Source organism: Acidilobus sp., from assembly GCF_049973875.1.
GTDB lineage: Archaea > Thermoproteota > Thermoprotei_A > Sulfolobales > Acidilobaceae > Acidilobus.
The window spans coordinates 1-13,373 of sequence record NZ_JBMFJI010000012.1 but is presented as its reverse complement, the minus strand read 5'-3'; the positions used below and the strand labels follow the sequence as shown (position 1 = coordinate 13,373).

The following is a 13,373-nucleotide window of genomic DNA, read 5'->3' as shown; positions in this document are numbered from 1 at the left end:
TTAAACCCAGGGCTCGAACTGGGCCACAAAACGCGTTTATTGATGATTGGCACCTGAAGAACTCCTAGGCGAGGACCTTGCCCGGGTTTGTAGGGCTGATAACGGACTTCGGGGATTCCGTCTATGATGGCATTGTGGAGTCCGTCATAAAGTACGTGGACCCCTCCATAAACGTGATAAGAATTGATAACAAGGTTCCACACTTCTCTGTGCTCGCTGGGAGCTACATAACGTACTCCTCATACAGATGGCTACCGCCGGGCTCCATAATAATGATAGTAGTGGACCCCGGGGTTGGGACCAGCAGGAGGGCTGTAGTCATAAGAACAAACAACTACTACTTTGTAGCCCCCGACAACGGAGTGGCCTATGAGGCAGCGGCGGAGGACGGCATAAGGGAGGCCTATGCAATAAACTACTCCAGGGTCCGCTCGCTGGCCGGCGTCAAGGCCTTCAACGCCTGGCCGCTCTCGTACACGTTCCACGGCAGGGACGTCTTCGCCCCAGCGGCGGCCCTCATAGCCAAGGGGGTCCCACCGTCCCAGTTCGCCACCCCTATACCGGTTGGCTCCCTGGCATCGCTTCGCCTCAGGTACAGCTTCCGTTCAGGGGGCGTCACGCGCACGAGGGTGGTCTATATAGACAAGTTCGGCAACGTGGCCCTGGGGCTCACGACAAGGGAGTACAGGCTGCCGCGCGGCAGGCTGGTGGTAAACGTTAAGGGCGCCCAGCACGTGTTCACCACTGGCAGGACCTTCGCCGACGTCAGGCCCGGGGACGCCATAGCTTACATTAACAGCTTCGGGTTCGTGGAGCTCGCGATAAACCAGGGCAGCGCCGCCTCGAAGCTTAACGTTAACGTAGGTGACGAGGTGTCGCTGACCCCTTAGCACTCGCAGAGCCTGTCAAAGGGCTCCCTAGGGCCTTTGAGCTTTCCATGTAAGAGCCTTCTAGGCGAGAGCCTGCCGTCCTCTTTGCTGGCCCCCTCAGCTACGTCCACTACTAGCCTTGCTAGGCCCGGTGAAAGCGTGAGCCCAGCCCCGTCGAGGCCCGCAAGTATATAATAGCCGTTGAGCTCGCCGACCACAGGCATGCCGTCGGAGGCTGATATGCACGGCGCTGCCCATGATGAGACGGGGTAGAAGTTCTCGGCGTCAGGCAGCCTGGCGGCCGCAAGCTCCAGCACCTCGTAGGCCTCGCCCTGTGACAGCCTGAAGCCGTCCTCGGGCCTCACCAGTTGGGAGTCCCCACCCCCAACTATGGCCTGGCCCTCGGCCTCAGGCACCATATAGAAGCCGTTTATGTCATCTTCAACTATCACGTTAGGCGTCTGACCCCGCACGCTGTGGGCGGAGCACCTGTATATGGTAAAGTTGTCCCTTAAGCCTATTAGTTCCGGCGTCCAGGGCCCTGCCGCTATGAACTTCAGGTCCGCCTCCACTTCAAGGCCATTATAGAAGAGCCTATCACCTTTTCGGATTACGGGGCCCTCCTTTAAGGTGAAGCTTGCGTCGGCCAAAACCTTGGTCAGGTGACCTAGGGCGTCGCCTGGGCTCACTACCCCCTGCACCATGATGGAAACAGGCAAATCGTTGTCGCCGGCGAGCCTCAGGTTTAGCTCCCTTAGCTCCTCGAGCCTCAGCACGTCGGCGTCTATGCCCTCGAGCCTCAGGGTGGAGATTATGTCCTTGATACAGTGAAGCTCCTCAGGCCTCGGTATCCACACAGTCTTTGTCATTCTCTCCACTCCAAGCTCCGCATAAGCCTTCACGCCCTCTATGGCATACCCAAGTAATGACTTGGGGAGCTGCAGCGATATTATGCCTGCGGCCCTTGATGAGGCCCCATAGCCTACGGAGTTCGCCTCGTAGAGGGTCACGTCATAGCCTCTTCGAACAAGTTCATAAGATATCCAGAGGCCTGAGAGGCCGCCGCCTACGACTGCGGCCTTCTCTCGTCTATGCAACATCGCACCTGTAGGTTGACTGTAGTCCTGGAGGGTTATTAGCATTAACATGTAGTTGCCGTGTCCAAAAGAAGGGATTGACTTAGAGGTTACAGGGGTGGTGCGGCTACCTCTTCATAGCCTCCGCGGCGAACTCGGCTATCCTCTTGACGCCCTCAACTATGTTATCCATGGACGTGGCGAAGCTGAACCTCACGAAGTCCCTGCCCAGCCTGTCGGGGAACGTGGTGCCGGGCAGCACGAGGACTCCCTTCTCGTAAAGAAGTCTGTTGACCAGCTTGTCCACGCTGTCAAGCCCAAGGGCCTTCACGAGCTGCGAGACCCTCGGGAACATGTAGAAGGCGCCCTGAGGCTTGTAGGACTCGAAGCCGGGGACCTCCTTCAGCAGGTTGTAGAGGGCGTCCCTCCTCTTCCTGAACTCGTCTATCATGTTCCTCACTGGCGTCCAGTCGCCCCTGAGCGCGGCCACGCCGGCCTTCTGGGCTATGCTTGTTGCACAGCTGTATATCGAAACCGCCAGGTCGAGCATCCTGCTTATGACCTCGCGCCTTGCAACCAGGTAGCCCAACCTCCAGCCAGTCATAGAGAAGGTCTTGGAGAAGCCGTTTATGTAGAGTAGGTTGTCCCTCCAGCCCGGGTGACTTATTGTGCTGCCGAACTCCCCCTCATATATGAAGTTATCATAGATCTCGTCAGCAACCACTATAACGTTCTTCTTCGCCGCCACCTCCATTAGCTCCTCTACCTGCCTGGGGCCTATTACCACGCCTGTCGGGTTGTTGGGGTTGTTGAGGAAGAGCAGCCTGGTCCTGTCAGTTATGGCGTCCTCAACTTTCCCTATGTCGAGGCTGAACCCCTTGCCAGGCTCGAAGTCCATGCTCACGAACCTTGGCCTGGCGCCGAAGAACTTCGTGACCTGGGCGTAAGCGTAGTAGCTGGGCTCTATTATTAACGCTTCGTCCCCGGGCCTCAGGTAGGCCGCCCCTGCCATGAAGAGGGCGGTCTTGGTGCCCGTGGTAACTATTATCTCGTCTGGCTTGACGTCTGACCTATACCTGCTGTTGAGGTACTCAGCTATGGCCTCCCTCAGCTCCGGTATGCCGGCCGTCTCCGTGTAGCCCGTGAAGCCCTGGTCAAGGGCGTCCTTGGCCGCCTCCCTTATGTGCTTTGGCGTCGGGAAGTCGGGCTGCCCTATGCCAAAGCTAATAACCTTAATTCCCTTGGACTCAAGCTCCCTTATAATTGGGAGGTAGCTGAAGGCGCTCTCCCCCTGTATTAAAAACATCTCCTGCTTGAGCCCCAGCGTCGGAGGCTCGTTCGACAATTTTCAGGCACCAAAGTTAACTTGTACTGTCAGAAATTATAAGGGTTTGAGATACAGATAGGGACATCTGAAGTATTTAATCTATAAGAGATCTCGCTACTACGTATTAAATACGCTTTGGAGAGGACAACTAGAGGGGGAGCCTATTGGCAAAGCTGCAAGTCAGGTGGTTCAAAAGGAGGACGCTGACTATAGGCCCAGTGGAGCTTGAGGTAATGAACCCGGTCGCCGATGATACGGTAGAGGCCGGCGGCAACGTCCTGGACTCAATACTTACTGAGGCCGACAAGTTAATGAGGGACAGGAAGGGGGACTTCGTCATAATCGTGGGCGAGACGCCCGAGACCAAGTACATCATTGGCGAGGGGGTCAGGGACAGGGCGGGGACCAGGCAGCTAAGCGCCCTGCCCAAGAGGCTCCTGAAACTCGCGGTGATAAGGTTAGGCTCGCTCTCCTCCGTTCAAACGGAGGGCATGGCAAAGTTCTCCCTGAGCTCGCTGGAGTGGTACGACGCCCCGCCGGACACCTACATATTTGACGGACCACTCAAGACTGAGGATGATGTTGAGTACGTCGTGTTTCAGCTGGAGGACGGGGTCAGGATTGTAAGGGCCCCGAGGCTCGCGAGGCTCCTGCTATCCTTGAGGCCTCCTGTCTCACAAGATCAAGAATCTCAGGGTGATGGGAGCGAAGAAGGTGAAGGTAGTAGCCCCGAGGGGTAAAGGATCCTTTTCTCTCATTGCAGAGGGCGCAGGTTAGAACTCCATCCTTAAGGCTCCTCAGCCTCATGCCGACAAGCTTTACGGCCTCAGCGTAGTGGCCTGAGAGAATTCCGAGCTCAACGCTCTCGGGGCTCTCAAGGCCGCTGGCTATTTTGGCCACATGTTCAACTATAATGTACTCTAATAGCTCTGAGCTTCTCCTGGACAACTTGCCTCAAGGTAATATCACCCTTTGGTGGTTAAAAGCAAGGGGGAACCTTAGGTCAAGCCTTAGCCTGCTGACCCCTGGGCGAAACTGAGCCTTCAAGCCAGGAGAGGTACTCCGGAAGCCCCCTGTCAACCCTGAGCGCCAGGACCTCAGGCGCCTTATATGGGTGGACCCTCCTTATGAGCTCCTCGAGCCTACCGTAGGCCTCCTCCGTGGTCTTTATTATAAGCAGGTCCTCCTCGGCCTCCTCTACCTTGCCCTCCCACCAGTAGGAGCTGCGGACCCCAGGTATCACGTTAACGCATGCCGCGACCTTGCTGTCCAGCAGCTCCTTGGCTATCCTCGCGCTGCCATCCTTTGGCGCCGTCACCAGGACCACGAGGGCCGTCAAGGCTTAGCCCTCTTCCTCGGGCGGCTCGTCGTTAAAGTTCTGTATGTCGCTGAGGTCGAGCGTTATGGTCTCTCCCTCCTCCTTCTCAGTGGCCTGCGGGGCTCCGGCCCCCTCCTCCTCACCGCTCTTGAACTTCTTTATCACGGCCTTCCAGGTGTGGCCGTTGGGGCACCTGAAGGCGCCCATAACTGTTATCGTCACCCTTCCCTCCCTGTCAGGTATTGGCGACACCAGCGTCCAAGTCCTCTCCGGGTCCGTGACCCTGACGCCGCACACGGGGCACGTGAACGGGTCCTCCGACTTACCCTTGGACTTCCTTGGCAAGCTTCCGCCCACTGGCCTTCTGACCCTTAGCGTTAAAATACCTAATAGGGTGCCTTGCGTCTGCAGCTTAATAAGAGGCCTCGGTCAAGGTCTGTGGCGGCATAGGCGGAGCCCATCGCTTTTTACCTAGGGCCCTCACTGGCCACACGGTGAGCTGAGTGGCCAGTGACGAGGACTTCATTATATCCTCGGTGCACGGCGTCCTAGCCCTCGACTCCAGGGGGAACCCCACGGTTAAGGTAATAGCTAAGACGAAGGCTGGGGTGGGTGTAGGCATAGCGCCCAGCGGGGCTAGCAAGAGCAGCAAGGAGGCCATAGAGAAGAGGGACGGCGGCAGGGGCTGGGGCGGCATGGGAGTTAACCAGGCGCTGTCAAACGTCAACACCATAGTTGCCCCCAGGCTCATAGGCCTCGACTCAAGGAAGCAGTCGCTTATAGACGGGGTCCTGATAGAGATAGACGGCACCCCCAACAAGTCAAGGCTCGGAGGCAACGTCACCACTGCGACCAGCATAGCAATAGCCAAGGCGGCAGCGGCCTCCTCAGGGGTCGAGCTCTACGAGTACCTCGGAGGGCCGGGGGCTAAGGTGCTGCCGACCCCCCTCATGAACGTCATAAACGGTGGAGTGCACGCGGGCAACAACCTCGCCTTCCAGGAGTTCATAATAATACCCGCGGGCGCCTCCACGTTCACTGAAGCCATGAGGATGGCCGTTGAGGTCTACAAGTCGCTTAAGAGCTACCTAAGCGACAAGTACGGCAAGACGTCAACTAATGTGGGCGACGAGGGGGGTTACGCGCCGCCCATGAACGAGGTCAGGGAGCCCCTGGAGGCCCTGAGGGCTGCCATAAAGGCCGCGGGGTACGAGCTGGGCTCCGACTTCTTCCTTGGCATTGACGCTGCCTCCTCGGAGTTCTACGACCCCGAGAAGAAGGCCTACAGGGTTGACGGGAAGCTTTACGACCCTGGCTCGCTCCTCGACCTTTACGTTCAGCTGATAGACGAGTTCAGCATAGCCTACCTCGAGGACCCATTCCACGAGGAGGACCTGCAGCACTTCTCTGAGATAACTGCAAAGCTCGGCTCCAGGGTCCTCATAGTCGGCGATGACCTCTACGCGACCAACGTCAAGTACCTGCAGGAGGGAATCAAGGCCAGGGCGACCAACGGGGCCCTGGTCAAGGTCAACCAGGTTGGCACCCTCACGGAGACCCTGGACTACATAAGGGTCGCCAGGAACGCCGGCATAAGGCCCGTCATAAGCCACAGGAGCGGGGACACCGAGGACCCGTTCATAGCTGACCTTGCAGTTGCGGTCGGCGCCGGCGTTATAAAGACCGGCGCCCCGGCCAGGAGCGAGAGGCTGGCCAAGTACAACAGGCTCCTTGAGATAGGGGACTCCCTGGGCCCAATGGCTACTTACGCGGGCAGGGAGCCCTTCATTACTAGGGCCTGAGGCCCACATCTGAGCTTATTTTTAGCAAGCCTCCTCCCAGGCCGGGGAAGCCAAGTGGAGGTCAAGGTCAAGGACCCCTCGCTCGCCGGCGAGGGCAGGCTTAAGATAGAGTGGGCCGAGGCCCACATGCCGGTCCTCATGGAGCTTAGGCGCAGGTACCAGGACAGGAAGCCCCTGAAGGGCTACAGGATCTCAGCGGCCCTTCACGTGACCAAGGAGACAGCGGTGCTCATAAGGACCCTGAGGGCGTGGGGCGCCGAGGTCTCCCTTGTGCCGAGCAACCCGCTCTCGACGCAGGACGACGTGGCCGCGGCCCTGGCCGATGAAGGCATAGCGGTGAGGGCCTGGAGGGGCATGAACGAGCAGGAGTACTTTGAAGCCATAAGGGAGGCCGCCAGGTCCTCCCCCGACATAGTGGTAGATGACGGTGCCGACCTACACGTGACCCTCCACGAGGAGATGCCCAGCGTGGCGAAGAACGTCATTGGGGGTAACGAGGAGACGACCACAGGGGTCATAAGGCTCAAGGCCCTGGAGGCCAGCGGGAGGCTCCTCTACCCCGTCATAGCAGTTAACAACGCGCTGACCAAGTACCTCTTCGACAACAGGTACGGCACTGGCCAGAGCGCGCTGGACGGCGTGCTCAGGGCCACTAACGTGCTCCTCGCGGGCAAGAGGCTTGTGGTCGCCGGCTACGGCTGGGTCGGAAGGGGCATAGCAATAAGGGCCAGGGGCATGGGGGCCAGGGTTATAGTCACCGAGGTTGACCCTATAAGGGCCCTTGAGGCAGTTATGGACGGCTTTGACGTGATGAGCATGGACGAGGCCGCGCCCCTGGGCGACATATTCATAACCGCCACGGGGGACAAGGACGTCATAAGGAAGGAGCACATGCTCAAGATGAAGGACGGGGCGATACTTGCTAACGCCGGCCACTTTAACGTTGAGGTGAGCGTGACGGACCTGGAGTCCGTAGCAAAGTCCAAGAGAGAGATAAGGCCGAATACCGTGGAGTACACGCTGCCCGACGGCAGGAGGCTCTACCTGCTGGCAGAGGGAAGGCTTGTCAACCTGGTCGCGGCTGAGGGGCACCCGAGCGAAGTCATGGACATGAGCTTCGCTAACCAGGCCCTCTCGGTGCTATATCACGTCAACAACAGGGGAAGGCTGCAGCCTAAGGTTTACGACGTGCCCCTTGAGCAGGACCAGGAGGTGGCCAGGCTGAAGCTAAGAACCATGGGCATAAATATAGATGAACTCACGCCGGAGCAGCAGGAGTACCTGAGGAGCTGGAAATGAATGGGACCACTGCGGTCCTGGCGGCGGCCCTGTTTGTTGTGGCCTGGCTCCTGCTATATGTTAGCCTGAGGAACCGAAAGGTCGAAGGCCTCACTGTTTACCCCTTCATCTTAATTTACAGGCTGAGGTACTCCAGGAGCCCCCTGGGGCCTGGGCTTAAGTCAAAGCTTGTAAAGGTTTACGGCGTCGCAGGCCTGGCGGCGACGGCTTTCGCCATGGGCTACTTCTACTTTGTCAGCGGCTCCCTGTTCCTTGAGAGGTACCTAGTAAGGGTTCCGCAGGCGAGCGCCGAGGGCTTCGTGCCCCTCATACCAGGGGTCACGGTAGGCCTCTACGAGTTCATGTTTATACTGATAGCCGTCGGCGTGGCCGTCCTAATTCACGAGTTCTCACACGCCATTGTTTCAAGGGCCGTCGGCGTGCCCGTGAAGGGGGCCGGCCTGCTGCTGATGGCCTTCGTGCCTGCAGCCTTCGTGGAGCCGGACGAGGGGTCCCTCAAGGCTGCCCCGCTGAGGTCCAAGGTAATGATATATGCTGCCGGCGTGGCCTCCAACGTTGCCCTGGGCTTCCTCTTTGCTTACATCATTTCACTGCTTATACCGTCGCTGGCCTCCGGCATAACCATAGTGTCCGTGGAGGCGAACAGCCCAGCTTATGTCGCTGGCCTGCTGCCCGGCATGAAAATCATAGCAATAAACGGCGCGCCAGTGAGGACTGTCACCCAGGGGCTTCAGGAGCTGATAAGGGCCGGCGCTGAGGGCGCAGCGCCCGCCAACGTCACCCTGACCGTGATATACAATGGGCTTGAAAAGGCCGTGACCGTCGTCAAGCCTGCCGGGGTGGACCACATAGGCATAGAGGTTGTCCAGAGCTTCAGGCTCGACTGGCTCGTGGAGCTCCTCACGTCATTCTATGTCGTTAACATGGGCCTGGCGCTCATCAACGCAGCCCCATTCGCCTTCCCGCTCCCGGGCTTCGGCGTGGAGAGCGACGGGGGGCAGATGCTCAGGGAGGTGCTGTCGAGGGCCGCGGGCAGGCTAGGCTACGCAATATCGGCTGGGGTTGAGGTGGCGACCCTACTCCTCATAATAAGCCTCTTAACGCTCGCGCCCGTCAGGCTCCCGTGAGTGCTAAGGAAAATAAGTTCCCCCAACCACGTCAGAGGGGGTAACGCCTTGTTAGTGGCTGTCATAAGCGACTCGCATGACGATGTGGCCTCTATGAGGCTGGCAGCCGCTAAGGTAAAGTCCCTTGGGGTAAAGCTTATCATACACCTGGGCGACATAATATCACCGTTCACGCTCAGGGAGCTCGGTCAATCTGGGGCGAGGGTGGAGGCGGTTTTCGGCAACAATGACGGCGAGTTTGAGATGCTAAGCGAGGTCGCCAGGTCGCTTGGGGGCAGGATAGGGAGGTGGCCAAGGGTCCTGGACATAGATGGAAGGAGGATCCTCGTAATGCACGGCCAGGGGCCTGCGGATAGCACCGTTGAGCTTGCCCACGCTCTAGCCGAGTCCGGCAGGTACAGCGGGGTCCTCTATGGGCACACCCACCAGCAGGAGCTCACCTATGAGAGGGGGGTGCTGATACTGAACCCAGGCCCGCTGGCATCATTCCTGGGGGGACCGTACATGGCTTTGCTCGAGACGACCTCCATGGCAGCCAAGCTCGTGAGGCTGAGCTGATTGAGGGGCCTAGTTATCGGCAGGGGGCTCGCGGAGCACCTCGTGAGGCTATCCATGGGGAGGAGCGAGGAGACGGGGCTATGCCTTGGGGTAGGCAACAGGGTGCTCGCGCTGGAGCCCGCTGAGAACGTGCTGAGGTCGCCGACGGAGTTCCTGGCCAACCCGCTTGACATAGTTGCTGGCTACGCCGTCGCCGAGAACCTGGGAGTGGAGGTAGTAGCGCTTTACCACACGCATCCCGGCGGCCTCCCTGTGCCCAGCGAGAAGGACGTAGAGGGCATGAGGCTCTGGCCGCTTCCATGGATAATAGCCTCGAGGGGCGGCCTAAGGGCGTGGGTCTTAAACAATAACGCGCCTGAAGAAATAGCAATTGAAATAATATAGCCCGAGTATAAACGAAAGCCCTTTTGTGAATAGGGCCGCCGAGGCGACTGTGAGCAACCATGGAGGCCGTGGAACTTACGCTGCCTCCCTATGACTCGCTCTCTGACATACATGGCTACACTGATGGAGTTCCCATGTCCTTTGCCGGCAACCAGTGGTTCCTAGTCGACAAGATCGTTGAGATCCTCCTGAGGAACGGCATAAGGGCCTACATAGAGGCCATACCGCCCGGGATAGTGAGGGGTCGGACTTTCACTGAGGCTTCATGAACTTGTGCTCAGCCCCTCGTCCTCATCCCCCCTGTCCTGCTCCCCGCGCCGTCTGCGGGAGCGGCAGCTGAACCGCTCCCCTCGAGGACGCGGGGAGCTTCATAGGGCGCCCTCCTCCCCCTCACATTGCTCACAGAGCTCACGGTGGCGCCCTCCTCTGCATGATGACAGTAATGGAGAAGCCTATGAACTTTCGTGAAGAGATGGTCGTGAATGGTAAATGGTGTCAAATGGTATGAACTTCACGGCTTATCGGAAACTGCTAGCTACGGCATACTGGAGTTCATAAACCCGACCGGCGTGGTCATAATTGGGCTTACCTCGAACAACGCGCTGACCCAGAAGTCCTTAACGGCAGAGGTGCTGGTGAACGGCAGGGGCTTCGAGGAGAGCGCCTACCTTGAGGGCTTCCAGAACAGCACTGTTGACACGGCGGGCTACCTAATAGCGAACCAGTTCAGCTACCAGCTCATAAACGGGGGCCTCCCGTAAGGCCCTCTAAGCCTCAAACTTAGCTTTCCTTTTTTACCTTGCTCATTCCTGAATTTATCTCAAGGCGACGCTCTCACTAGGTGACTAGAAGGCCTCAGGCCGTGAAGCCTCGTCACAGTTCTCGCGGTTGGGCTCCGTGGGAACGTTTGTCCTCATCGGCCCGGGCTAAGGTAGGTCCCAGGGCTAATAAGCTCAAGCCGAGGCAGCCTTAAACTTAAAACTCCAAGCACCTGGAACCAGCAAGGTGCGGCGGTAGTCTAGCCTGGACTAGGACGTCGGCCCTCCAAGCCGAAGGTCCCGGGTTCAAATCCCGGCCGCCGCACCACTCAGGGCATGAGGGCTGACTCTCGTTTACGCCTAGGCGCCGCTACGCTGCTTCATCTAGCCGCAGGGTGGCTCGGGCCAAGGAGTGAGGCGAGCAGCTTAAAGCCTGCACAGGCCTTCGAGGGCCTCCCCTAGGTGCTCATAGGCTTTTTGCTTTGAGCCTCACGTCGTAGTTCAGCGTGACGCCTCCACAGGTAACAGCGTCACAGAGGCGCGGCTGGCCTAGGCGACGACACGCTCTCTAGCAGGGCCCTCCTCGTGTCGTAGCCCCTGAGCCTCCAGAACACCGAGGTCGCGGCCCCAACGCCCCACAGGGCTATGTTAAAGAGCACGAACTGCCACTCGCTCCAGCTGCTGGTGACGTAGAGGGACACGTCGTAGGACGCTATGGGCACGGCCCTCACGAGGCCTATCATGGTAGCCCTCATGTGAGTTGGGAAGAGAACGGGCTCATAGATCGTCCTGACGGCCCACGCGAGCTCGCTGAAGACCATGTTTAGGAAGAGCAGGGGGTAGAAGAGCGAGAGGAAGCCCTGGGAGCCAAGGTAGCGGAGGGCCACGGCTATGGGTATCATTGAGAGGAAGCCGCCCACGTAGGCAAGCAACGTGAAGTTCCTGGTGTCCATCAAGTCCGGCAGGAAGGCCGCCGGCACCCCTGCTATGGAGGCGCCCAGGAGGGCCACCAGCTGTATGAAGTACACAGTGGCGCCGCTGTAGTAGAAGTAGGCTATGGTGAAGGCCATGAGGCCGAACGTCAGGTACTGGGAGAGGCCGAGCAGCGCCAGGAAGGCGTACCTGCCGCCTATGCCAACGGTTGGGCTCACGCTCGACACCTGCTCGCTCGGCTGCGAGATCAGGGCCGAGGCCTCCCTTGAGGCACTCTCGCCCATCCCCTTAGTCATGAGCCACCTGACGGACTCCGGCATGGTAGCCCTCACCGCAAAGGTGACCGCCAGGGCGGCGGCCGTGGCTATCAGCAGCGCGAGGGCGGCGTAGAGGTAGGAGTTTGTGCTAGTATACGTAAGGTACAGCACCGCCGCCCCCACAGCGCCCCCTATGTTGTTAAAGTTGGGCGAGAGCACGAGCACCCTGTTCCTGTACTTGGCCGGCATGTTCTCCGCGAGGAACGCGAGCGACACGGGCACGTCGCCCTCTATGCCGATTTTCATCAGGGCCGCCCCGGTGAGGCCAACAAGTATAGCTATGAGCCCCCTGCCCGCCGTGATCACAAGGTCGAGGCCAAGAACTATGAGGCCAACGCCTATCAGTGACATGGTGACGTAGAAGGCCCCCTTCCTGGCAAGCGTGGTGTCCGAGAGCCTGCCTATGATTATGTCGCCTATGAAGTCAAAAGCGTAGAAGGCTATGAGGAAGGCCAGGCTCCTGTGAAACGCGAAGTACCCCGCGGGGCCTATCATGGCCTCAAGGCCCCATATGAACATGCCGAGGCTCGTTGACGTGAATATTAGCCCGTGGGCCGAGGTCCACCTTGAGCTGTCGAGCCGACGGGCCAGCTCCTCCAAGCCCTACACCGCGTTGTTACTACTGGAGGTGGTAAAATGCCTTTCCTACATAGGTCGGGCTTATTGATGAGGGCGCGAGGAAGGGTTTTTCAAAAAGGGCCTACCACTGGGGTGGCAGGAAGGCCTGGGCCACCAACATGGCCTCGCAGGGAGGCATGGGGGAGTAGGCCTCAGGCGACTGCCTCTTCTTGGACTTCCTTAGCAGGCTCACTTGCTATCACCTCTCTTGCTTGCCTTAGTTATTAGTAGAAGATAGCAGGCAAAGTTTTTAAACTGTAACACTTATCGCGCCGGCTCGATCCCAGCTCAGTGGGAATTAAATGAGGCTGCGGTCCTGCACATCGCTCTGGCTCCGTTCAATGGAATATTAACGCCTCCAACGGCCAGCTACTGGGTGCCCGCTTGAGGGGGATCCTGGGCCTCCTGCTGGCGGCGGTCCTACTGATAGCGATCGTATCGCCTGCAAACGCCAATGCCGTGGGAGTTATGCCACGGCAGGCGACGCAGAAGCTCAGCGAGCCGCTGCCAGGCTTCAGGCTGGTGGGCCAGGCGCCGCCGCAGTCCCAGGTGGTTGGCGTCCTCTACGTGCCGCTGAGGGACGTTCCCCTCATATTCTACTACGCCCAGGCCGTGAGCGCGCCGGGCTCGCCGCTATACCGCAGGTTCCTGACGCCGTCCCAGGCAGCCAGTATGTTCTACCCTTCAGGGGAGGTGGCCGAGGCTGTGGACTACCTCAGGTCCCGCGGCCTCAGGGTGATTGCTGTCGCCGGCTCAATGATTGCCTTCAGCGGGCCCGCCTCGGCCGTTGAGAAGGCCCTGGGGGTATCCATAGGGGTGTTCAGCAACGGGACCTCCAGCTACTACGCCGTCACCGGGTACAGGGGCAAGTTACCGTGGCCCGTGCCCTACATATCTAATATTACAGGAATAGTGCTGGGCACCCCTAAGTTCCTGGTAACTGAGCAGGACCTGATCAAGCTGAGGTCCCTCTACGACGTTAACGTC

Annotated in this window: 16 protein-coding genes and 1 tRNA gene; 11 read left to right on the top strand and 6 right to left on the bottom strand. The window is 59.0% G+C overall.

The features are described 5' to 3' along the window. Positions 1-77 precede the first annotated feature (77 nt). Positions 78-890, top strand: a complete 813-nt coding sequence (locus tag ACP5H1_RS05485; protein ID WP_427972694.1) for an SAM hydrolase/SAM-dependent halogenase family protein — start codon at positions 78-80, stop codon at positions 888-890. Here the strand turns inward: ACP5H1_RS05485 and ACP5H1_RS05480 are convergent. Both ACP5H1_RS05480 and ACP5H1_RS05475 read right to left on the bottom strand, forming a co-directional pair. Further along, positions 887-2,017, bottom strand: a complete 1,131-nt coding sequence (locus ACP5H1_RS05480) for an NAD(P)/FAD-dependent oxidoreductase (RefSeq protein ID WP_427972691.1) — start codon at positions 2,015-2,017, stop codon at positions 887-889. The two genes, ACP5H1_RS05485 and ACP5H1_RS05480, sit on opposite strands and share 4 nt — an antisense overlap. Before the next feature lie 55 nt (positions 2,018-2,072). After that, positions 2,073-3,290, bottom strand: coding sequence for a pyridoxal phosphate-dependent aminotransferase (locus tag ACP5H1_RS05475; protein WP_427972689.1), 1,218 nt, complete (start codon positions 3,288-3,290; stop codon positions 2,073-2,075). Positions 3,291-3,436: 146 nt separating this feature from the next. Between ACP5H1_RS05475 and ACP5H1_RS05470 the strand changes: the two genes are divergently transcribed. Next, a complete protein-coding gene (locus ACP5H1_RS05470) occupies positions 3,437-4,012 on the top strand; it encodes a hypothetical protein (protein WP_427972686.1) in 576 nt (191 codons plus the stop codon). Between the two features lie 263 nt (positions 4,013-4,275). On the opposite strand, the gene cutA is transcribed toward ACP5H1_RS05470, so the two are convergent. Beyond that, positions 4,276-4,611 carry a divalent-cation tolerance protein CutA gene (cutA, locus tag ACP5H1_RS05465; protein ID WP_427972683.1) on the bottom strand — a complete coding sequence of 112 codons (336 nt, stop codon included), beginning with the start codon at positions 4,609-4,611 and terminating at the stop codon, positions 4,276-4,278. A gap of 3 nt (positions 4,612-4,614) precedes the next feature. Next, the gene (locus tag ACP5H1_RS05460) at positions 4,615-4,935 is read right to left on the bottom strand and encodes a chromatin protein Cren7 (RefSeq protein ID WP_427972681.1); all 321 of its coding nucleotides are present in this window, start codon (positions 4,933-4,935) and stop codon (positions 4,615-4,617) included. Between the two features lie 158 nt (positions 4,936-5,093). On the opposite strand from ACP5H1_RS05460, the gene eno reads away from it, so the two are divergent. Genes eno through ACP5H1_RS05430 form a run of 6 tightly spaced genes read left to right on the top strand, consistent with a single transcriptional unit; the run spans position 5,094 to position 10,029 of the window. Beyond that, entirely contained in the window at positions 5,094-6,392 is a 1,299-nt protein-coding gene (gene eno / locus ACP5H1_RS05455) for a phosphopyruvate hydratase (protein ID WP_427972679.1), read from the top strand. A gap of 54 nt (positions 6,393-6,446) precedes the next feature. After that, positions 6,447-7,691, top strand: coding sequence for an adenosylhomocysteinase (locus ACP5H1_RS05450; RefSeq protein WP_427972677.1), 1,245 nt, complete (start codon positions 6,447-6,449; stop codon positions 7,689-7,691). Next, on the top strand, positions 7,688-8,818 hold the full coding sequence (locus ACP5H1_RS05445) for a site-2 protease family protein (protein ID WP_427972675.1): 1,131 nt from the start codon (positions 7,688-7,690) through the stop codon (positions 8,816-8,818). Before ACP5H1_RS05450 ends, ACP5H1_RS05445 begins: the two co-directional genes overlap by 4 nt. A 54-nt stretch (positions 8,819-8,872) precedes the next feature. Next, on the top strand, positions 8,873-9,376 hold the full coding sequence (locus ACP5H1_RS05440; protein WP_158303790.1) for a metallophosphoesterase: 504 nt from the start codon (positions 8,873-8,875) through the stop codon (positions 9,374-9,376). After that, positions 9,377-9,760 (top strand): Mov34/MPN/PAD-1 family protein, encoded by a 384-nt coding sequence (locus ACP5H1_RS05435; protein ID WP_427972673.1) that lies wholly within the window; start codon positions 9,377-9,379, stop codon positions 9,758-9,760. A 59-nt stretch (positions 9,761-9,819) separates the two neighbouring features. After that, positions 9,820-10,029: a hypothetical protein gene (locus ACP5H1_RS05430; RefSeq protein WP_427972671.1), complete on the top strand. Its 210-nt coding sequence runs from the start codon at positions 9,820-9,822 to the stop codon at positions 10,027-10,029. 8 nt (positions 10,030-10,037) lie between these two features. Here the strand turns inward: ACP5H1_RS05430 and ACP5H1_RS05425 are convergent, their stop codons facing one another. Next, the gene (locus ACP5H1_RS05425; protein ID WP_427972670.1) at positions 10,038-10,172 is read right to left on the bottom strand and encodes a hypothetical protein; all 135 of its coding nucleotides are present in this window, start codon (positions 10,170-10,172) and stop codon (positions 10,038-10,040) included. 70 nt (positions 10,173-10,242) lie between these two features. Between ACP5H1_RS05425 and ACP5H1_RS05420 the strand changes: the two genes are divergently transcribed. Next, on the top strand, positions 10,243-10,521 hold the full coding sequence (locus ACP5H1_RS05420) for a hypothetical protein (protein ID WP_427972667.1): 279 nt from the start codon (positions 10,243-10,245) through the stop codon (positions 10,519-10,521). Positions 10,522-10,767: 246 nt separating this feature from the next. After that, positions 10,768-10,846 (top strand) — tRNA-Gly (locus tag ACP5H1_RS05415). 202 nt (positions 10,847-11,048) lie between these two features. On the opposite strand, the gene ACP5H1_RS05410 is transcribed toward ACP5H1_RS05415, so the two are convergent. Beyond that, the gene (locus tag ACP5H1_RS05410; RefSeq protein WP_427972665.1) at positions 11,049-12,368 is read right to left on the bottom strand and encodes an MFS transporter; all 1,320 of its coding nucleotides are present in this window, start codon (positions 12,366-12,368) and stop codon (positions 11,049-11,051) included. A 402-nt stretch (positions 12,369-12,770) separates the two neighbouring features. Here ACP5H1_RS05410 and ACP5H1_RS05405 point away from each other — a divergent pair. Continuing rightward, on the top strand, positions 12,771-13,373 hold a 603-nt coding region (locus ACP5H1_RS05405; protein ID WP_427972663.1), incomplete at its 3' end, for a protease pro-enzyme activation domain-containing protein.